This window comes from Peribacillus sp. NPDC046944, from assembly GCF_050272735.1.
In the GTDB taxonomy this organism is placed as follows: Bacteria; Bacillota; Bacilli; order Bacillales; family DSM-1321; genus Peribacillus.
The window spans coordinates 44,668-64,176 of the sequence record NZ_JBNNML010000006.1; the positions used below are offsets into that span (position 1 = coordinate 44,668).

Annotated in this window: 17 protein-coding genes; 6 read left to right on the plus strand and 11 right to left on the minus strand. The window is 42.3% G+C overall.

All coding sequences use genetic code 11. The features are described from left to right. Positions 1-159: 159 nt before the first annotated feature. Both ACQKIC_RS12415 and ACQKIC_RS12420 read left to right on the plus strand, forming a co-directional pair. On the plus strand, positions 160-1,305 hold the full coding sequence (locus ACQKIC_RS12415) for an endonuclease (protein ID WP_427591375.1): 1,146 nt from the start codon (positions 160-162) through the stop codon (positions 1,303-1,305). Positions 1,306-1,608: 303 nt separating this feature from the next. Beyond that, entirely contained in the window at positions 1,609-2,976 is a 1,368-nt protein-coding gene (locus tag ACQKIC_RS12420) for an amino acid permease (RefSeq protein ID WP_402871185.1), read from the plus strand. A 104-nt stretch (positions 2,977-3,080) separates the two neighbouring features. Here the strand turns inward: ACQKIC_RS12420 and ACQKIC_RS12425 are convergent, their stop codons facing one another. Continuing rightward, the gene (locus ACQKIC_RS12425; RefSeq protein WP_427591376.1) at positions 3,081-3,596 is read right to left on the minus strand and encodes a GNAT family N-acetyltransferase; all 516 of its coding nucleotides are present in this window, start codon (positions 3,594-3,596) and stop codon (positions 3,081-3,083) included. Between the two features lie 156 nt (positions 3,597-3,752). Here ACQKIC_RS12425 and ACQKIC_RS12430 point away from each other — a divergent pair, with 156 nt between their 5' ends. Further along, the gene (locus tag ACQKIC_RS12430; protein ID WP_402871182.1) at positions 3,753-4,211 is read left to right on the plus strand and encodes a TspO/MBR family protein; all 459 of its coding nucleotides are present in this window, start codon (positions 3,753-3,755) and stop codon (positions 4,209-4,211) included. Between the two features lie 129 nt (positions 4,212-4,340). On the opposite strand, the gene ACQKIC_RS12435 is transcribed toward ACQKIC_RS12430, so the two are convergent. The 5 genes from ACQKIC_RS12435 to ACQKIC_RS12455 all read right to left on the minus strand — a co-directional run bounded on the left by ACQKIC_RS12435 (position 4,341) and on the right by ACQKIC_RS12455 (position 12,188). Continuing rightward, positions 4,341-8,138, minus strand: a complete 3,798-nt coding sequence (locus tag ACQKIC_RS12435) for a bifunctional 2',3'-cyclic-nucleotide 2'-phosphodiesterase/3'-nucleotidase (protein ID WP_402989913.1) — start codon at positions 8,136-8,138, stop codon at positions 4,341-4,343. Positions 8,139-8,356: 218 nt separating this feature from the next. Then, positions 8,357-9,904 carry a BCCT family transporter gene (locus ACQKIC_RS12440; RefSeq protein WP_427591377.1) on the minus strand — a complete coding sequence of 516 codons (1,548 nt, stop codon included), beginning with the start codon at positions 9,902-9,904 and terminating at the stop codon, positions 8,357-8,359. Between the two features lie 369 nt (positions 9,905-10,273). After that, positions 10,274-10,732, minus strand: a complete 459-nt coding sequence (locus ACQKIC_RS12445; protein WP_402871346.1) for a DinB family protein — start codon at positions 10,730-10,732, stop codon at positions 10,274-10,276. 49 nt (positions 10,733-10,781) lie between these two features. Then, the gene (locus ACQKIC_RS12450; RefSeq protein ID WP_427591378.1) at positions 10,782-11,630 is read right to left on the minus strand and encodes a GNAT family N-acetyltransferase; all 849 of its coding nucleotides are present in this window, start codon (positions 11,628-11,630) and stop codon (positions 10,782-10,784) included. Between the two features lie 396 nt (positions 11,631-12,026). Further along, positions 12,027-12,188, minus strand: coding sequence for a YvrJ family protein (locus ACQKIC_RS12455; RefSeq protein WP_402871171.1), 162 nt, complete (start codon positions 12,186-12,188; stop codon positions 12,027-12,029). 157 nt (positions 12,189-12,345) lie between these two features. Here ACQKIC_RS12455 and ACQKIC_RS12460 point away from each other — a divergent pair, with 157 nt between their 5' ends. Together ACQKIC_RS12460 and ACQKIC_RS12465 are read left to right on the plus strand one after the other, a co-directional pair. Then, complete coding sequence (locus tag ACQKIC_RS12460; RefSeq protein ID WP_427591379.1) at positions 12,346-12,966, plus strand: sigma-70 family RNA polymerase sigma factor; 621 nt, start codon at positions 12,346-12,348, stop codon at positions 12,964-12,966. Further along, a complete protein-coding gene (locus ACQKIC_RS12465) occupies positions 12,959-13,177 on the plus strand; it encodes a hypothetical protein (RefSeq protein ID WP_402871166.1) in 219 nt (72 codons plus the stop codon). Before ACQKIC_RS12460 ends, ACQKIC_RS12465 begins: the two co-directional genes overlap by 8 nt. A 116-nt stretch (positions 13,178-13,293) precedes the next feature. On the opposite strand, the gene ACQKIC_RS12470 is transcribed toward ACQKIC_RS12465, so the two are convergent. The 3 genes from ACQKIC_RS12470 to ACQKIC_RS12480 form a co-directional block, all read right to left on the minus strand. Further along, positions 13,294-15,666: a penicillin acylase family protein gene (locus tag ACQKIC_RS12470; RefSeq protein ID WP_427591380.1), complete on the minus strand. Its 2,373-nt coding sequence runs from the start codon at positions 15,664-15,666 to the stop codon at positions 13,294-13,296. A 202-nt stretch (positions 15,667-15,868) separates the two neighbouring features. After that, positions 15,869-16,306, minus strand: coding sequence for a hypothetical protein (locus tag ACQKIC_RS12475; protein WP_407406913.1), 438 nt, complete (start codon positions 16,304-16,306; stop codon positions 15,869-15,871). 198 nt (positions 16,307-16,504) lie between these two features. After that, on the minus strand, positions 16,505-17,371 hold the full coding sequence (locus ACQKIC_RS12480; protein WP_402871157.1) for an STAS domain-containing protein: 867 nt from the start codon (positions 17,369-17,371) through the stop codon (positions 16,505-16,507). Between the two features lie 168 nt (positions 17,372-17,539). On the opposite strand from ACQKIC_RS12480, the gene ACQKIC_RS12485 reads away from it, so the two are divergent. After that, entirely contained in the window at positions 17,540-17,689 is a 150-nt protein-coding gene (locus ACQKIC_RS12485) for a hypothetical protein (RefSeq protein WP_427591381.1), read from the plus strand. Positions 17,690-17,734: 45 nt separating this feature from the next. Here ACQKIC_RS12485 and ACQKIC_RS12490 read toward each other — a convergent pair whose 3' ends face one another. Both ACQKIC_RS12490 and ACQKIC_RS12495 read right to left on the minus strand, forming a co-directional pair. Then, on the minus strand, positions 17,735-18,988 hold the full coding sequence (locus ACQKIC_RS12490) for a methyl-accepting chemotaxis protein (protein WP_427591382.1): 1,254 nt from the start codon (positions 18,986-18,988) through the stop codon (positions 17,735-17,737). Between the two features lie 183 nt (positions 18,989-19,171). Beyond that, positions 19,172-19,501 carry a hypothetical protein gene (locus ACQKIC_RS12495; RefSeq protein WP_402871149.1) on the minus strand — a complete coding sequence of 110 codons (330 nt, stop codon included), beginning with the start codon at positions 19,499-19,501 and terminating at the stop codon, positions 19,172-19,174. Positions 19,502-19,509 lie beyond the last annotated feature (8 nt).

The following is a 19,509-nucleotide window of genomic DNA, read 5'->3' on the forward strand; positions in this document are numbered from 1 at the left end:
CCGTTCGATATTTCCTGGGCTATTTCCCTAATTTTTGCAAATCATCACTAGCAGTATTCACTCATTTTCGAAAAACAAAAAGGGAATGGAACCACCTTTGCATAAGTTTAACCATACATACGCTAAAAATAGGTATGAATCGACTTATGGAGGAATGATATGTACACCAATCGTAAACCAAGAATTCTTCTGTCCCTCATGCTCGTGCTCGCTTTCCTTATTCCAGCTTCATCCTTAGCCGCAACCGGGGGTGGAAGCCCATCTTCTCCTTACTCCGTCTCTCAGGCTTTCGTAAACCAAAATAGTTCCATTCGTACTGTCAGTGGCTTTGTAATCGGCCAGCCCACTTCAGCCACTAGCGTCGAATTCAGCAACTATCCAAGTGATTATGCGCTGGCAATTGCTGATAGTTCCTCGGAAACAAACGTATCGAATATGCTTTTTGTCCAAATTCCCTCCTCCTTCCGTTCTGAATTCGGATTGCAATCGAATCCTGATTTAAAAGGTCAAAAAGTCGCCATAACCGGAACACTGACTTCCTACTTTTCTCATTCTGGCTTGAAGGACCCGTCAGTCATGGTGAAAAACGGGAACACTCCAGAATCAGGAACTCCGAATGCCGGATCATATTATGACTCAGCTACCGGAAAAACCGGGCGTGCTCTAAAAGATGCCCTCCATGAAATCATTGATGACCATACGAAAATTTCCTACGCAAATGTGTGGGAAGCCTTACGAGAAACCGATGAAGATCCAAACAACTCCAATCATGTCATTCTTCTATATACAGGGCGTTCACAGGCAAAGACCACCAATGGTGCAGGCGTGAATGACTGGAACCGCGAGCATGTCTGGGCAAAATCCCATGGCGGATTTGGGACATCCATGGGTGCTGGCACCGATTTACATCACTTGCGGCCGACCGATGCGTCCGTCAATAGTACGCGCAATAATCTCGACTTTGATAATGGGGGACCCGAACACTCCGAAGCCAAAGGGAACTATTACGACTCCGATTCATGGGAACCACGGGATAAGGTGAAAGGAGATGTGGCGCGGATGCTCTTCTATATGGCGGTGCGCTATGAAGGAGAGAACGGTGAAGTCGATTTGGAATTGAATAACCTAGTCAACAACGGCTCAGCTCCATATCATGGGAAACTGGACGTGTTGCTTGATTGGCATGAACAAGATCCAGTCGATGCATTTGAACGAAATCGAAATGAAATCATTTATAACGACTACCAACATAATCGAAATCCTTTCATCGATCATCCCGAATGGGCTGCTTCCATCTGGGAGTAATGAAACCGGCTGCCCATTTCCTAAGGGCAGCCTTTTTCATACAGACATCAAGTAGTAAGAAAAATTAGTTAATTAACTTTCGCTAAATAACAATTACCTTACAAACTTCATATATTCTCTTAAAAATTCCCTTATTTGGTAAGCGTTTTCATTTTTTTCTTTACAAATAAACTATTAGTATATATTATTTAATTGTAATATTTTGAGAAAAGACAATACATATTATGCTCCTCAACTCTACTAGTGATAAAATAGTAGAATGCGTTAAAAACCCATATTCCTACACAAGAAAAGAGGAAAATTATGCAAAACTCCAAAGATTCTCAATTACATAGAGGATTGGAAGAAAGACACATCGCATTAATGTCTCTTGGCGCTGCCATTGGGGTCGGGTTGTTTCTTGGCTCTGCATCGGCCATTAAATTAGCCGGTCCCGCAATTATTTTGGCTTATGCCATTGGCGGCTTTATTATTTATCTCATCATGCGGGCTTTAGGGGAAATGGCCATTAAAAACCCCGTTGCCGGTTCCTTCAGCCGCTATGCAAGCGATTTTATCGGTCCTCTCGCCGGATACATTACAGGCTGGAATTACTGGTTCCTTTGGATTGCAACGTGCATGGCCGAAATTACGGCTGTCGGCATTTACATGCAGTTCTGGTATCCAGACACTGCACAATGGGCTTGGGCATTAGGCGCACTTGTGATTATGACAACCGTTAATTTCCTTGCCGTTAAAGCTTATGGTGAATTAGAGTTTTGGTTTGCCCTAATTAAAATTGTCACGATTATCTTAATGATCGTTTTAGGATTTGGCATGATTTTCTTTGGTATCGGTAACGCTGGGGATGCAGTCGGATTCAGTAATCTATTCTCACATGGAGGCTTCTTCCCTAATGGTATCTCGGGCGTTGTTCTTTCATTCCAAATGGTGATGTTCGCCTATTTAGGCATCGAGATGCTTGGAGTGACGGCTGGGGAAGTAAAGAACCCTGAGAAATCACTTAAACGGGCAATCAATACCGTGTTTTATCGAATTTTACTGTTTTATGTTTTGGCTCTTACTGTCATTCTTTCAATTACTCCATGGGATCAAATGACAGGGGAAAACAGCCCGTTCGTTATGATGTTCGATAGAATCGGCATCCCAGGGGCGGCAGGGATCATCCAGTTCGTCGTACTGACAGCAGCTCTCTCTTCTTGCAATAGCGGAATCTTCAGTACGGGTCGAATGCTGTTTAACCTGGCACAGCAAGGCGAATCACCAAAAAGTTTCGGTCGTGTCACAAAGAATGGCGTGCCTGGCACAGCCATTATCGTATCGGCCGTCGTTCTCCTTTTTGGCGTCTACCTGAATTATATGAAAGCTGACAAAGTATTTACTTATGTGACTAGTGTGGCGACATTTGGAGCACTATGGACATGGGGCACCATCCTTATCACACACATCAGTTCCCGAAAGAAAATGAGTGGACAGGAAAAACAAAACTTAACATTCAAAATGCCGTTTTTCCCGCTCACTTCTTATTTCGCCCTTGCCTTTCTAGTATTTGTCATGGTCGTTCTCGGCTTTTCTCCTGATACGAGAATCGCTTTAATCGTTGGTCCGATCTGGATTATCCTGCTTGTCGTGTTGTACTACATAACAGGATTGCATAAGCGAAAAAAATAAATAGCGAAGAAAGGGTGCCCATTGAACACGGGCACCCTTTCTTTAGCTATTTTCCCTTCTTTTCAACCTTTGCTAGTCCACCTAGGGGAAACATGACAGCGACATTAAAGAAATAACTCCATTTCACTGCCTTTCTCACTGAAACCCATTTTCTTGTATAGATGTTTCCCGTTTTCGGATGTATGCAACCAAATCCGTTTAACGCCCCTTGTTTTACTGTTATCTATACAATGCTCGAGTAAACGCCCCGCCAACCCGTTTCCACGATGCTCTGGGACCGTATACATATTAAGAATATAGGCTTCAATCCCTTTTAGATTTTCTAAATACGGTGGTCTTTTGAATAAAACCATTCCACTGATGCTTACTGCTTTCCCATTCGCTTCTGCCATATAGGATATAAATTCGTTGTCTGGAAGTGCTTTTTGTAAATACTCTCTTGTTGATCTTTCCATAAGCTGCTCCTCTTTTGGAGACTGTACCTCACCTAATTCCATTAAAAGCGCTAATCGCAAACCAACTATATGATCAATGTCTTCCATAGTAGCCCTAGTAATAGTAAACGGAGTATTGTTTTGAAAACCTGGTCCTTTATTAGACGGTAGATGTCTATCATTCATTTTTTCACCTTCCATTCGTTTTACTCTTACTTTCCCCATGATAATAAAAAATGGAATAAAGTTACACTTAATAACCCATTAAAATGTTTTATTTAGACCATTAGAGGTAATGGTATAACAACGACCAAATTATGTAGAAAGATGGTGGATGGCATTATGAATTATCGAAAATTAGCAAAAAGCGTATTGATTCCTGTTGTCGGAGGGTCCATTGTCGGGGCAATTGCCACAAGAAACTCCAAAGAGATTTACAATGACCTCAAGAAACCTTCCTTTGCTCCCCCTTCATGGGTTTTCCCCGTCGCTTGGACAGGCCTATATACCGTCATGGGAATCGCGAAGTATCGTGTATCCGTGAAGGAAAAAAACACAAAATCACCGGAACTCCTCTATGATACCCAGCTCGGACTGAACTTTTTATGGTCTTTCCTATTCTTCAAATGGGGCTTGCGTGGAACGGCTTTCATCGAAATGGCTGCCCTATTGACCTTGATTACTTTGACGGCCTTCGAGTTTTACAGCATCGACCGTACGGCTGGCCTCGCCATGGTTCCTTATATCGGCTGGGTGACCTTCGCTTTGGGCCTTAACTACTCTATGTTCAGAAATAACTGATGGAGAAAAAAGAGCATTCCATGTTTCGGAATGCTCGCTTTTTGAATTGGACCGATAAAATATCCAGTTTGACCGATATATCTGCCAAATGGACTGATATCCTTCCTGAATGGACCGATAAAACTCATTTTAGTTATTGATGTTCGTGATTCTACCTTCCGTAACCGCCGTGATTTTTCCACCTTTAAAAGTGTTTTTCACATATTCAACGAAAGCCTCTAAATCGGCATGGCCGAATACGCGCTCTTTATCTTTTAACACGGTATAGTTATCGCCGCCGCTTGCCATGAAGTCATTGACAGTCACGGTGTACGTTTTTGACTCGTCGATTGGGGTGCCATCCGCTTTCTTCATTTCCGTGACGCGCTCTGCCACTGGCTTACTGAAATCAGCGGTATAGCTCAATCCGGAGATTTGCAAAGTTTTCGGATTGCCTTCAACGACCCACTGCTGTTGCAGCAATGTTTTCACTTCCGCACCTGTTAATTCAAGTTTGACCAGTACGTTTCCGAATGGCTGGATTTTTGCCAAATCGGCATATGTTACTTCACCTTGTGGAATATCGGCACGAATTCCACCTGGATTCATGAAAGCGAAATCAGATTGTAGATCGGCTTTCATTGAATCCGCGATTAAATTTCCAAGACCCGTTTCCTGGGTATAGGCGTTCGCTCTTAAAATCTTTTCATCCGTCGTTCCTAGTGGCGCTTTCAGTTCTGGGAACTGATCCAAATATGAGTTTATGAACTTCGTCGTTTCAGCATCTGGTGTGATTCCGTCTTGTGTGACTGTCACGATCTCAGCTGATTTTTTGACAATGTCCTTTGTTTTCGGATCAATTTCCAAGTCAATGTCTTCAAAAGCCGTTCCGTAAGAATACGCTTGAACGATTAACTTTCCATCGACCGTACTATTATTCTTGGCATGATTGTCTCCAGCTAAAATGACATCGACTTCATCATCGATATCTTTTGCCAGTTCCGCCACTTCTCCTGTAATGACCCCATCTTTCTCAGTGCCTGGATCATGCGAGACAACGACAATCGATTTGACGCCTTTTTCCTTTAACTCATCGACCGCTTTATTGACGGCTGGGGCCTGCTCAATGAATTCTACATTCTTGATACCGGCAGGGCTTACCTTTTGAGGTGTCGTATTCGTGACGACACCAATAAATCCGATTTCCACACCGCCGACCTCTTTAATGACATAAGGATCTAATATTGGTTTTTTTGTGTCTTTATACACGACATTTGCCACCACATACGGGAAGTTCAACTTATCGAAGACAACATCCGAAGTGGGTGACTTTCCGCCATTAATTTGGGCCATCAGCGTTTCGATTCCTTTATCGAACTCATGGTTTCCGACCGTTCCTACATCAAACCCCATATTATTCAGAAACTGAAGAGTTGGTTTGTCCTGTAATAGAGAGGAAACAGGAGCGCTCGCACCAACGGCATCCCCAGCTGAGATTAACAGGGTATTTTCCGGATTCTCTGCCTCACGCTTTTTTAAGTGGGCCGCTAAGTAATCGGCACGTCCTTGTTTGACTCCGCCAAACTCAGAGGTAGTATCCATTTGACCGTGAAAATCATTGATACCCAACAATTGTACTTGAATGTTGTTATTGGCTAGATTGAATTTGTAGATACCAAATCCTTTATCATCCGTTTTGCCTGTATATGAAATAGCACTGTCTTCATTTAAATATTCTGCACCTTTTGGCGATGAAGTGAATGTAACATTCACCTTGTCGGAAATCGGAGCAATCGACCAGTTATTGTCTGCGGTCGGATTGATTTCCTTCTCTTGTGTAATGTAATCCATCAAGATCTGACGGTTTTCATCAGCGGAATCGACAATGTATTCACTGCCTTTGACGCCTGGGAAATTCCCTCCGCCCGAAGCACGGTAATTATTCGTTATGACGATGAATTCTTGATTTGGATCAACGGCTTTGCCCTCGTATTTCAAGTTGGTGATCCTGCTTGAATCTGATAGCTTTTCGCCTTTTTCATCATAACGAGGAGCTTTCGTGACATCGACTTGATACGTCACGCCATCAATCACGTCAAAGTTATAGACTGCAAACTTTTCATTCAGTAATTTCTGTTCCTCTGTTTTCGCAGGATCGATTGTATTGAATTTCCCTGCGGACATTTCAAGCCATTCTTTGACCACGGACCCTTTGATTTTGATGGCTTTTAATGTATTATCGTACAAATATAGGTCGCCAGCGCTGCGGATTGTCAAATCACCCGTTTTTATATCGGTGTATTCCTCGACTCCATTGCGGCCAGCCTTGAATGGTGCCCCTACAGAAAGGATTGGTAAGTCCTTATATTCAGGACGATTGTTCTTAAGGTAATTTTCAACATACCACTTTTGTGCACTTGTTACGACCTGTACAGAAGGATCATCCTGCACAAGGGCAAAATAACTGTGGATTGGTGCTGTTGTTTTACCGATTGGCGTGTTAACATACTTAACCGTTGCCTCATGGTCTTTTTTGACCGCCTTCACAACAGCCGCATCTTCCGCCGCTTTCTTACCGGTTACTTTGTCATTGATTGCCCGGGTTGAAGAATCTGAGTTGATGACTTTCCATTTTCCCTTGATATTCTGAATATCAAGGTCGATGATGCCAAGATTACTTCCACCATATCCTGCTTGGACGGCTGGTACCCCATTGATCGTTCCCTTTTTATTATCAACGCCCGCAAGGACTTTGCCTTGACTGTCTTTGAACAGGTTGTCCAATGATGCCTCATCTTGGGCCGGGAAGACTTTATGAGTATGTGAGAACGTGATGGCATCGATATTGGCCACTTTACTTAATGAATAGATAACATCCTCGGTATTTTTGGCGTCGCCGCTAAAACCGGAATGCGTAAGCGCCACGATGACATCTGCACCCTTTTTCTTCATTTCAGGGACATATTTTTTGGCTGTCGCAATGATTTCCTTTGTTACGACTTTCCCTTCAAGATTTGTTTTATCCCAATCCATGATTTGTGGAGGGGCAAATCCGATATAGCCGATTTTCACGGACTTTTCATTACCATTTATATCTTTCACTTTCTTCGTTACGATCTTGTAAGGCGTGTATTTATTTTTATCGTTATTTGGATTTTTGTCTTTGTCTATTTTATAAACGTTTGCATTTACATAGGGGAATTTCGCATCATTGATGGCTTCATCCAAATAAGATAAGCCATAGTTGAATTCGTGGTTACCGAATGTAGCCACATCATAGTCTAGTAGATTCATCGCTTTATAGACAGGGTGCACTTCTCCCTTTTTAAGCGGGGCTATATTCGCTTTGTATGTACCAAGCGGCGTGCCTTGAATGAGGTCCCCATTATCTACTAAGACACTATTTTTCACTTCTTTTCTTGCCTGTTTGATCAAGGTTGCCGTGCGGGAAAACCCTACTGAATCCGATACGGCATTTTTGTAATAATCATAACTTACTAGATTGGTGTGTATGTCTGTCGTTTCCATGATTCTCAGTTCAAATGGCGCGTCGGAAACCGAAGTGGCCAAGCTTGTTCCGAAATTACTCGTTTTTCCATTATAGTTGGAAACGACGGATACCTTGATCCAATATCCTGACTTGTACGTGTTGAAGTGAGCAGAAAACTTTTGTGCTGTCTTGATGTCCGTCTCTACTGCTGATTGCGAAACGACCTTTGTCCCATTCATTAATTGAAAGACAACGGCTTCCTTCCCCTTATTGCCCTTTTTGGGCGTAACGGTCACAGTGGCTTTTGCCCCATTTGTGTAACTTACCGAAGGAGCGGATATGGCAAACGGTTTCGCTTTTGCCTCTCCTTTAGCGGATGCATCCACCGGAAGGGCAAATGGTGCTGTAATTAAACTTACAGCAAGGATAGGGACTAGCATTTTGGACTTGAACGACATACTTCACAACCTCTCAGATTTTATCAAATTCTAGAATAATATAACATATTCTTATCAGAATTTTTACACATTTTATTATGATCTTACATTTTTTGATAAAATACTTCTTTTGCATCATTTATTTATTGACAACAAGGGATAATATACCATTTTATATTTTTATATATTTGCAAAAAAAGACCGGCTCATTATATGAACCGGCCTACTAATCTATTTGATTATCTTGTGATTTCCTCTTCCCTTAACAGTGTTTTTTTCACTGTTGCAGGTTTAGGGGCCTTTCTAAAGTCCTTACGCAGCGTTTTATAAAAGGCAGCCATGATGAGTATCAGTATGACCGTGAATGGCAAGGCCGAAACGACTGATGCAGACTGTAATCCGGTCAATCCACTCGATAGGAGAAGGACCAAGGCAATTGCCCCCATCAGGACGCCCCAAATCACTCTGACGAGCACTGGAGGGTTCAAGCTACCATTCGTCGACATCGAGCTTAAGATAAAAACGGCTGAATCGACTGATGTCACAAGGAAAGTCAGGATTAAAATCAAGACGAAAACCGTGACGACACCTGTGAAGGGAAGTCCTTTAAGCATGGTAAAAAGGGCACTCGTTATATCATTATTCACAGCGGTTGCAATTTGCGTCCCTTCAAACAAATCCATATGAAGGGCTGTACCACCAAATATGGCAATCCAGACTAACGCGATGACTGGCGGTGCGACCATCACACCTATGATAAATTCACGGATGGTGCGCCCCCTCGAAACGCGGGCGATGAATGATCCGACGAACGGCGACCAGGCAATCGCCCAAGCCCAGTAGAAGATTGTCCATTGATAGACCCAAGGATTTCCCGTATATGGATTCAACCTTAGACTATACGATACGAAATTAGAGATATAATCACTAATCCCCACAATGAAAGTATCCAGAATAAATTGGGTCGGCCCTGTAATGAAGATGAACAGCATGATCACGAATACTGCAAATAAGTTATAGTTACTTAACCATTTCATCCCTTTGTTCAAACCCGTGATGGCAGAGGTTAAAAAAAGGGCTGTCATCGCGATTACGATGATGATCTTTATCCAGTTTGCATCCGGCACATTATAGGCGAATCGCAAACCACCATCTATCTGCATGATGCCTAATCCCAATGAAGTGGCAACACCCATGATCGTTGCGGTGATGGCAAGGATATCAATGATTTTTTTTGTTGGCTTCACATGCCGTCCCTTCCCGATTACAGGAGAAAGCGTGGTTGAAACCAGACCGTTTTCCTTTTTCCGGAACTGAAAATAAGCCATGGCAAGTCCCACGATTGCGAATATGGACCATTGACTGACGCCATAATGAAAGAAGGAATATCCCATTGCCAATCGGGCGCTTTCTGTCGTTAATGGTTCGACGTCTTTATATGGTGGCGTAAAGAAGTGGGTCATCGGTTCTCCTATCCCGTAGAATACTAAAGCAATGCCAAACCCACAGGAAAATAACATGCCAATCCATGTGAACATAGGGAATTCCGGACGTTCATCATCCCCGCCCAAACGAATTTTTCCGTATTTGCTAAAAACGAGATAAATCAGGAAAACGACAAATAAGAAGACAGCGGCCAAAAATAGCCAGCCAAAAGAAGATGTAGTAAATGCTAGAGCGGCATTGGCACCTTTCGCAAAAGTGTTAGGAACCATCGCTCCTATAATGACAACTAACGATACAATCATAGCAGAAATCCAAAAAACGCTGTTTAATTTTAAACGCATCGATTCTTCCTTTCTAAGGTGCATGGTTTTTTATTGAAATGGGTTATGTTATACGAATGGTCATTCGAGGGGAAAGAATTGAATTGGATAAAAACAAGAAGATAAAAAAGGAGCTTGCCTATTCATGAATAAACGCTAACCTGTGCTGCTTATTTCATTTTTTTTAAATCACGGAATGCTGGAATCCAAAAATCTTCTACGTCCCTTTAACAAAATCAATTCTTTAATATAGCTACCATTTCTAACCGGCTTTTTGAAACATATCAGTCTAAATTTCTATATACCCCATTTTTCACATGATAATCATAAAATTTGGCCATACAAAAAAGGAACTGGAAATGTGGGTACATTCACCAATTCCCTTTATCCTTATAAATGACGGTCAATCAAACTGGCGGAGACCGGTTGGATGCCCATCTCCCTCGACCAAATCGACAGCTGACCGATATGATGGATTTCGTGGGCAATCAGGTGCCTTAATACCTTGCCCTTTTCATAACTCCCTTCCATCCATGGTGCCTCTATACATTCAAACTCCATGGCAGGTGACCACGTCTCCAAGAACTCTTTCACTTCCGGATGATACCTTGCGGATAAGTCCTGAATCGCTTCAACTGTATGAAAGGAATCCAAATCTATCTCGAGATCCGGCTTTCCCTGCATGGCCCTGATCCAACTATTTTCGACATCGATGACATGGGCGAGCGTCTTCAATATTTGCCCCATCCCCCCATTTCTCTTCCTTAGTAGTTCATCAGAATGGAGTTCGTGACACCAACGAAACCACTCGCTTCTTACTTGCCAGTTATAGCTAAAAAGTGTATACAGACCATCATCTCCTTTACCTAAAAGCTCGAACGCCTCCTATTTAGAGAACTCATAGATGAGCGGATCGAGCCTCCCTGTTCTCTTCCTTATACCGATAATAATCCTGCCGCTGTATCGTCTTGAACCCACATGATTCATAGAGCCTGAGGGCATGGGCGTTCGTCGCTTCCACTTCCAAAAAGATTTCATAGCCCAGACTATGCTGTTTTGCCACTATCTTTTTCAACACCTTTTTGCCAATGCCTTTTCCCTGATATTCCGGAAAAATGGAAAACCCGTAAATCCACGCTTCCCCTTCACTATGATCGACACGGATCTTGCCGACGGTCTTCCCATCTGCCTCGATCATCAAGGTCTTCAATGTATGTTCAAACTGAATGCGCTGATAATATTCCCTCGCTTCCTTCTCCAGAAATTGAAAACACTGAATGTCCAACTGAATCTCCGTTTCTGCATCCATTTCTCGTGAAGGGCGAATGACAATATCTTCATAGTCTGACAGTTCGGTAAGCGTCCATTTCATTTGGTACTCCGAGAAAGCAAATTCACAAGGAAGCCGTTTCAAAAACTCCTTCCCCGATTGTGATGGTCCTGGAGTGTTCAGGATGATCTCTCTGGCCTCCCTTCCCAACGCAGCATCCAATGCTTCATTCACCAGGTTAGTGAAAATCCTCCGCCTCCGGAACTCCGGGTGAACCATGCCACACATCTCCAATTTACTTCCGAAGTCATATAACCCCACAAACCCGACAAGCTGTCCTTTTTCGTAATGAAGAAAATCATTTTGCATGATGCCATTCCGGCTCCGGAGTGTATCCCAATTCAGCTTCAATGTAAAATCTCCTTGTTCACTTTCTTGTTGTAAGCATTCAAGGTCCCTTAGTTGTTTTTTATTCAAAATAGTTCGCCCCCCATCCTTCATTCCATTTTATTCCTATTCAATAAAAAATACAGCATCCTCAAATGGATTGCTGCATTTTTTTTCATATCTTATAAAAATGTTGTTTTTTCAAAAGTATTTTCACTTTACTCTATAAAACTAAAAACGTATGGGAGGGGGATTTCCACTAATTCTAAGGACCGATGCATTATATCAATAAAATGATTCTATTTGAGGATTATTTTTTCCATTTTTTGTGTTATATTCCAAGCTAGGGGAACATAATATCCTATTCGGGCAAAATATGAATAGAAGGAAATAGGCTTCGTCACCTCATGTTCAATCAGATTTTGGATCCGATTGAATATAGGATCCAAAATCCATTTTTCAACCTAGTCCCTCGTTACCCTTATGTCAACTTCTCTTTTTATGGCCAGTTTTCTTTAGGTTTTCTACTTCTACAGTTAGTTCGTTTAGTTTTTTTCCGAAGCGGAAGAGCAAAAACATTGAAACGACGAATGGATAGCCAAAATCGCTAACTAATGATACCCACACAGTAGCATCCTCAATCATCATCCTCTTCACCCCTTTTCTTGTATCTATTAAGTAAAGTGAATAATGTCCGAGCAAAATCAATCTAGCACTATCGGTTTATAGCAAAAAGAACAAATGTTCGTATATAATTGATTTATTCCCCTTGTCCATCACTTTAGAACTTAAGGAGGGATAATAAATGAACAAGTTAACGGCCCATTTCTTTTCTTATTCACTTGATGTGTTACATCAGAGATATGCTTCATTCTTTGATCAACCCATCATCCAGGTTTTTTTACAGAATCCTGAACATTTGAAGATTTTCACGGATACGCTTGAATCCCCTTCTACCAACAACCTTTGTCATCTCAACGAGACTTTCCAAGTTTTCTATTACAGGGCCAAGGTGTACAAATACTTATGCTCTTTAATTTACTTTTTCTCAGTTGATTATGATAAAAGGGCGCGAAAGCAACGGGAACGCTATCGAATGGATCTCGACATGACCTCGGATAGCGGCGGTATCATCGACCGAATCGGAAATGTAGATGTTCAACTTGAAAAGATGGGGGAAACCGGCGACCTTTCTTCCCACATTAGTGATGAACAACTGGTGAATGCGCTGCAAAAACTAACGCCCAAACAAAATAGGGTACTCACGATGGTCTATTCCTACGGCCTAACCAACAAAGAAATCGCAGCTTATTTCAAAGAATCACCCCAGAATATTTCAAGCATTCGCAAACAGGGACTCGAAAAACTGCGAAAACACTATTTGAATGAGATTTATGTTAGGAAGGAGAACAGGTACTGTGGATAACAAACTATCAAAGAAAGAATTGATGGAAATGATCGATTCTTTAGACCCCAAAATAAAAAAGTCCTTAAAGAATACACACCATCAGGACAGAAAAGACCTGGAACAAGAGATAAAGCTCAAAATCATAGAATCCTATGAAAAAATTGCAGCCATCGAAGCTCCCAACTTCGAGGAATTCCTGACAGAATTCTTGAACAAACAGAAACGGTAAGGAGTGCCAAGTTCAGCTCTTGCTGGGCTTGGGGCTCTTTTTTTAGGTGGCTTTCCGTCCAAGCCTTTTTCAAGGACAAAAAGGACCTCACTTTTTAGAAAGTGAGGTCCCTTCTCCTATTCAGGCTTCAATGTCAGCGTATCGCCTTTTGGTTTATCTAGCCTGGTTTTGTGATACGTCCCTTCCGCCCAATCTTCGAGCTGGTCATGATACCATTTACTTTTGACATGTCCGGATTGCCCAGGACCGACGAGGTGATAAGCTTGATTCATATCGGAAAGATCCATGACAAACCTCCAGGACCCGCCATGATTGACGGTACCGTCGTCAAGAAATGCAGCGGCCTGGACAGTGACACTGCTCCCTCCAACGGGAATCCCTCCTTCCCCGTTAAACAAATAGTTCAATGGGGAAACGCTTGAAAGCGGATGGTCGAAGCGGACTTGGTGGTACTCTCCCCACTCCCAATCAGTTAGGTCACTTCCTTGCGTTTTCTCCAATTCTTTCAATGTTTCTTGTAATGATGTCGCCAATACCTGCTCAAGTCCCCCTGCTTCCTCGATCCATGGACCTGGCTTTCCGCTCAGGGCCTCCCGCAGCAATTCATCAATCGCCGATTTCCTTCCATTAAAAAGCTTAAGGGTTTCCTCTGGAATCTCATCCGTCAGCAGGACATCCCCGATTTTTTTCATCCATACATTGAAGATCATTGGTGCAGCGGCATCTGCAGAATCTATTTGATTCCATTTTTGTAGAATTTCTAATGCCTTTTTTTCCTGCTTTCCAGATGGCCCGTTTAAGATCGTTAAAAATTGCGGGACAAATTCTCTCGCCTGCAAATTCACCTGATCCATCTGCAGACTTTGCATATCCCCTGCAGTCAGTTTCTTATTCGCTTCCAAGAACTCCTGAATCCTCATCTGACGATAGGGCTGCGCCCAGTTATTACTGATGTGGTACGGATAATCATCTGAAATGACCTTGTTATTCGCGGTCGAGATGAATCCCTCCTTTGGATTGATAGTTTTTGGCAGTTCATCGAAAGGAATATAGCTTTTCCATTCATATTCATCCGTCCACCCTGGCACCGGCAACATGCTATCCCCTTTTTTACGGATTGGAATCTTCCCGTTCGCCTTATACGCAATCGTCCCATCGTTGGAGGCGAAAACGAAATTCTGTGCAGGCGTTTCGAATTTCAAAAGCGCCTTTTCGAATTCATTCCAATTCTTTGCCTTATTCATATTCAAAACCGCTTCCAGTTCTGCTGACGGATCTAGTGCCGTCCACCTTAATGCCAGGACCGTATCTTTCCCGCTTTTACCGGCGAATTCAGAAACGACCGGGCCATGACGTGTAATGGTCACCTGGTAATCAATCATCTTACCGTCTTTCACCTTGATCGGTTCATCGATTATTTTGGCCTTTTCCCATTTCTCCTTATAAGCAAATTCATTCTCGTTCTTTGGGTTCCTCTTCTCAATATACAGATCCTGAACATCCGGACCCGTATTCGTCACACCCCAGGCAACGTTTTCGTTATGACCCAATATGATGCCAGGAATTCCTGCAAAAATGACCCCACTCACATTGACGGTCGGTGCCTTCAGATGCATTTGGTACCAAACCGAGGGAGTGGCGAGTCCAAGATGGGGATCGTCGGCTAAAAGCGGCTTTCCCGTATCCGTCTTTTCACCGGAGACCACCCAGTTATTACTGCCATTGAATTCATAAGGTATGACGGCACCAGCAAAGCTCTTCTCAATGTCCAGCTCTTCCTTGCCGATGATATAAGGTGCATCCTTTGGATAATCCGGGAATAAGTCATAGGCCTTTTCCTTTGGGAACGTTTGGAGTAAGTACTGTCTGAAAGCCTGATCTTCCCAGTTCCCGCCTAGATCAAACGCCATATACTTCCCAATCGTCAATGAATCCACAGGTGTCCAGGGTTTCGGCTCATAGCCAAGCAAAGTGAACTCGACCGGCCATTTTCCATTATCCTTCAATTCGTCGATATAGAGATTCACACCTTCAGCGAATACATCCAATGCTGCTTTCCCCTCACTTGAGTAGCCAGCGTAAGAAGATTCGGCAGCCCGCCTTAACCCAAGCGTTCGAAAGTATTTATCATTTTTCACGGTCTTCTCACCAATCACTTCACTTAATTCCCCGGATGCCTGACGCCTGCTTAGGTCCATCTGAAACAAACGGTCCTGCGCCTGAATATACCCTTGAGCCAAATACAGATCATGTTCATTATCAGCCGTAATATGTGGAACCCCACTCGAATCACGAATCACTGTAACCGGTTTCAAAAGACCGGGCAATAATAAATCCCCCTTCGTTTCAGGAAGCGACCTTGATAAGAATACATTTGCCGCAATCACGGCTATCACTATAAGCAAGAGCAGCGATACAAAAACCCAAAGGACACGTCTTTTCCATTTTCTTTTTGGTTTTGGCTTTGACTGAGGTAGGACTGCTTCCATTGTTTCATCTCCCTTTTCTAATAACTCTCTCTTTCTACTTTAAAGTATTCGCTTTCATATCCGACTTCCCTACCAATCCTTCAATATTTTTCTACTTATTCTGAAAGGATTGGATATATACCTCTCCTTTTTCCTATGTACGATTAAGGAAAAATTCCTTTTGAATGCAAATGAAACGCATCGATGAACCGATGCGTTTCATTTAAGCGTTAAGGTTAAGATATTCAATCACCTTTTCCACTTCATCCGTATACAAAAGGGACTTATCAAAATCATGGACGGCTTTCGTCTCCGCTTCGAGGTAGTCATATCGGGAAATTAGATTCAAGTATCTTTTCCACTTATGTTTTTCCTGCAAAAGCCTCTTTTCCCTTTCAATATCTTCCGGAATCACTTCATTAATGATAAAGCAAGGATCCGAAAGAACCGGATGATTGAATCGTTCGTTTAAGGTAATCAATTTTGCTTTATCCCATTCGACCCTGACCAGGTCCGATATGGCTCCTACATTATCGACTGAATCAAGGATACGCTTTGATAGCGCCTCATACTCTTCATATTCGAGGCCGTTATCCGTCATGATTCCCACACTGAACCATTTTACTTGTGGATCGAGCGTGTTTTTTTGTTTGAAAGCCACTATTCATTCATCAACCTTTCGTCTATGTAAGTCATGTTTTCCATATATACGATTGAAGATAGCAGGCACCTGTTTCTTATGCGTTTCTTTTGATTTTATCATGATTCTTCAAAGTAAAGAAATACCGGTCACTTTTGGTCAAAAACATCATCCCTCTACATGCTATAAAAAAAAGGAACCTCATTCATAAGGATTCCTTCAATTCGAATACTGGATTGTAATTCCTCTCTGTTTAACGATATACTCCATAGCTTGGGCGAAGGATAAGAAAGATTTAACTTGGTGGGAGAAATCAAGCTTGATAATTTGCCTGACTACGGCCGGTGTAAACCCGACAAACATCGTTTCTGTACCCATCAATGCTAACGCGCCAACCAACTGGTCGAGTAGGGAAAACATGTTATCATCCTGCGTATAAGTGATGCCGGAGAAATCCAAAATCATTACTTCAGCATGGGAATCGTTACACTTTTGCAGGACCGTCGACTGCAAGGACCCCATTCGCCATTCGTCGATACGTCCGATTAACGGTACGAGCAACACATCGCTTAACATGGTTTGGACGATTGGCGTCGCCAACTCCTCCATGACTTCTTGATTTTCTTTTACTTTCTTTAAAGACTCGTTTGCCGATTTGGCAATTTTCTTATAATAGTTCACAAAACTCACACTCATGCAATAGAGGAACTCGTCCAATACGGCATCAATGATTGAACTAGCTTTCAACAAGACTTCGATAGAATAGTGTCGATTGCTGACTTCCTCTTCAATGAAGCTCCAGAAAAGGTTACGCGCCAGCTGAATCTCCCCAATGATTTTATCTAACGAAACGCCCATCTCCACAATTCGATTCCCAACTCTCATCCCGATTTCACTCATGCTTTCCATCGCCTGGGCTTTTCCATGGATCAAGGCATCAGCATGGATTTGAATGATTTGTGCCCGAATCACCTTGCTGGTTTCCAAATCATATGGCGAATCTTCTTCGAAAAGTTCGAGATGTTGGACCAATATATATTTGAATTTTTCGATTTTTTCTCCAATCAATACCAATTCTTCCTCCAAAACGGCAACAGCCTCCATTCAGCTCTTGATTTAAATATCAAGCCTTTTTTTAATTTTAGCAAATTTTTATTTAAAAGCGATATAAAAACCTTATATTACCAATAGGATAAAAGAAGTTTCATTTTATTAAAATAAGGGTATTACGATAACTTGGAGGAGGGATTCCTAATGAAAAAAGAACAACAAGACTTTGAAGCAGAAAATATGAGTGATTTAGTTGAACTGATCAATAGTAAAAATAATAGCCGGAGAATCTTAGATGTACTTCGTCGTAATAAGAAAGACAAAAAAGAAAATGGAGATGAAAAAGGCAAATGAAAACCCAGACCAAAAAGGTCTGGGTCTTCATTTACGATAAGGTGCTTAAATTTTGAAAGTATGGATGATTTCATCCATTTCTCCGGCTAATTTCCGCAGGTGTTCAGCAAAGGCGCTGATTTCTTCTATTGCGGCGGATTGTTCCCCCGTAGCCGTCAAGACATTTAGTGTCGCCGCCTCTGAACCCGCCGCTGCAGTGGATATCATCTCCATCGACTGTACAGCCATCCTCGTTCCCGCTTCCATTTTTTCAATCGTCTCCCCCACTTGCCCCACTTGATCAGAAAGATCGTTTATGGAGTGGTGAATTTCTATAAATGTATCTCCAGCTCCGGTCATCACGTTGATTCCTTCGCTTACCTCGCGATTGACAGACCCCATTTGCTCGGCCACCTGCTTTGTTTCTTTTTGGATATGGTTGATGATTTCACTGATTTGCTGAGTTGCATGGCTTGATTGCTCTGCAAGGTTCCTCACTTCATTGGCCACCACGGCAAACCCTTTTCCTTGATCACCAGCCCGTGCCGCCTCTATGGAAGCATTCAAGGCCAATAGATTCGTCTGAGCAGCTATCCCTGTAATCACTTCAACTATTTTCCCTATCTCGACGGAACGTTCCCCCAATCCATTGACGACCCTTGCCAATTCATTCACATTCGAATAAATGGACTCCATTTGTTGGCCCGCCTGTTCGATTGAGTTTTTTCCTGCATTCGCTTTCTCCAAGGACTTATGGATGGAGCCAGATACCTTCTCCGCCCCGATTGTTACCCTTGAAAGGCTGGATGACATCTGATAAATCACATCAGTAGTCTCGTTCACTCCCTTTGCCTGGTTTCTGGCTCCTTGTGCGACATCTTCTATCGAGCAGGAGATTTCTTCCGTCGCGCTGCTTGTCTGATGCGCTCCTTCCGCCAATTCATTGGAATAGGCATTCATATTCTTCGATGCATCCTGAACCTTTTTCAATACGTCACTCCAAGATTCCACAGTGTGGTTAATATGAAGTGCAATCGTTTTCAAGGAACCTAACTGATCTTCACTTATCCTTTGTTTAAGGTCACCGTCCGCAATTTTCTCTAGATAACGATTAATCAATCCAATCGGACGAATGAACCTTCGATGGTTGATCACGGAGGAAATAATTCCGACCACCACACCGCAAATTGTAATGAAGACCAGATTCCATAGCATGGGCATTCCCGAAATACCATTTGCTAGACAAACGAACAGCCCAATCATGAAGGTACCTGGTACCACAACCAAGCTCGTCCGAATGATATATTGAATTAGTCTCATTAGTATCCACTCCTATGATTTTAAATTTTTTAAAATGTTCACAGAATTATCATACTATTTCCCTATTATAATTTCCACATTTATCCTTAAATAGTACTTATCTATCACAAATAAAAAAGCTGATTTTGCTTAACAAGGACAAAATCAGCTTTCAATTCTTCTATTCACTTATTTAAGAACGGGCTATCTTTTCCTTTGGATAGTCTTGACTTCATCACCGTCCGAAGAGATATAGACCGTTTCATCTACTTTATAGGATAAATACCGGTCACAATCTATTTCCAATATCTTTCCGTTATCGAATTTCATTGCGCAATTCGAACCCTCTTCTGTTTTGCTCACGTTAATGACTTCATTCGTCTTAAAGCCAATCGCCTTGCCATCGGAAAAATGAGGGTAGTACTTCTCGACGATCACCACTTTGTCCAACCGACCTGGACCTGTTAAATACACAACCAATAATATGATTAAAACGGCTATTAAACCACCTAGGATTACTGTTTTTCGTTTCACTCTATCTA

Excerpts from the sequence above, each read along its gene's own strand:
- ACQKIC_RS12415 (WP_427591375.1), top strand. The coding sequence starts at position 160 with ATGTACACCAATCGTAAACCAAGAATTCTTCTGTCCCTCATGCTCGTG.
- ACQKIC_RS12420 (WP_402871185.1), top strand. The coding sequence starts at position 1,609 with ATGCAAAACTCCAAAGATTCTCAATTACATAGAGGATTGGAAGAAAGA.
- ACQKIC_RS12425 (WP_427591376.1), bottom strand. The coding sequence starts at position 3,596 with ATGAATGATAGACATCTACCGTCTAATAAAGGACCAGGTTTTCAAAAC.
- ACQKIC_RS12430 (WP_402871182.1), top strand. The coding sequence starts at position 3,753 with ATGAATTATCGAAAATTAGCAAAAAGCGTATTGATTCCTGTTGTCGGA.
- ACQKIC_RS12435 (WP_402989913.1), bottom strand. The coding sequence starts at position 8,138 with ATGTCGTTCAAGTCCAAAATGCTAGTCCCTATCCTTGCTGTAAGTTTA.
- ACQKIC_RS12440 (WP_427591377.1), bottom strand. The coding sequence starts at position 9,904 with ATGCGTTTAAAATTAAACAGCGTTTTTTGGATTTCTGCTATGATTGTA.
- ACQKIC_RS12455 (WP_402871171.1), bottom strand. The coding sequence starts at position 12,188 with ATGATGATTGAGGATGCTACTGTGTGGGTATCATTAGTTAGCGATTTT.
- ACQKIC_RS12460 (WP_427591379.1), top strand. The coding sequence starts at position 12,346 with ATGAACAAGTTAACGGCCCATTTCTTTTCTTATTCACTTGATGTGTTA.
- ACQKIC_RS12470 (WP_427591380.1), bottom strand. The coding sequence starts at position 15,666 with ATGGAAGCAGTCCTACCTCAGTCAAAGCCAAAACCAAAAAGAAAATGG.
- ACQKIC_RS12485 (WP_427591381.1), top strand. The coding sequence starts at position 17,540 with ATGAAAAAAGAACAACAAGACTTTGAAGCAGAAAATATGAGTGATTTA.
- ACQKIC_RS12490 (WP_427591382.1), bottom strand. The coding sequence starts at position 18,988 with ATGAGACTAATTCAATATATCATTCGGACGAGCTTGGTTGTGGTACCA.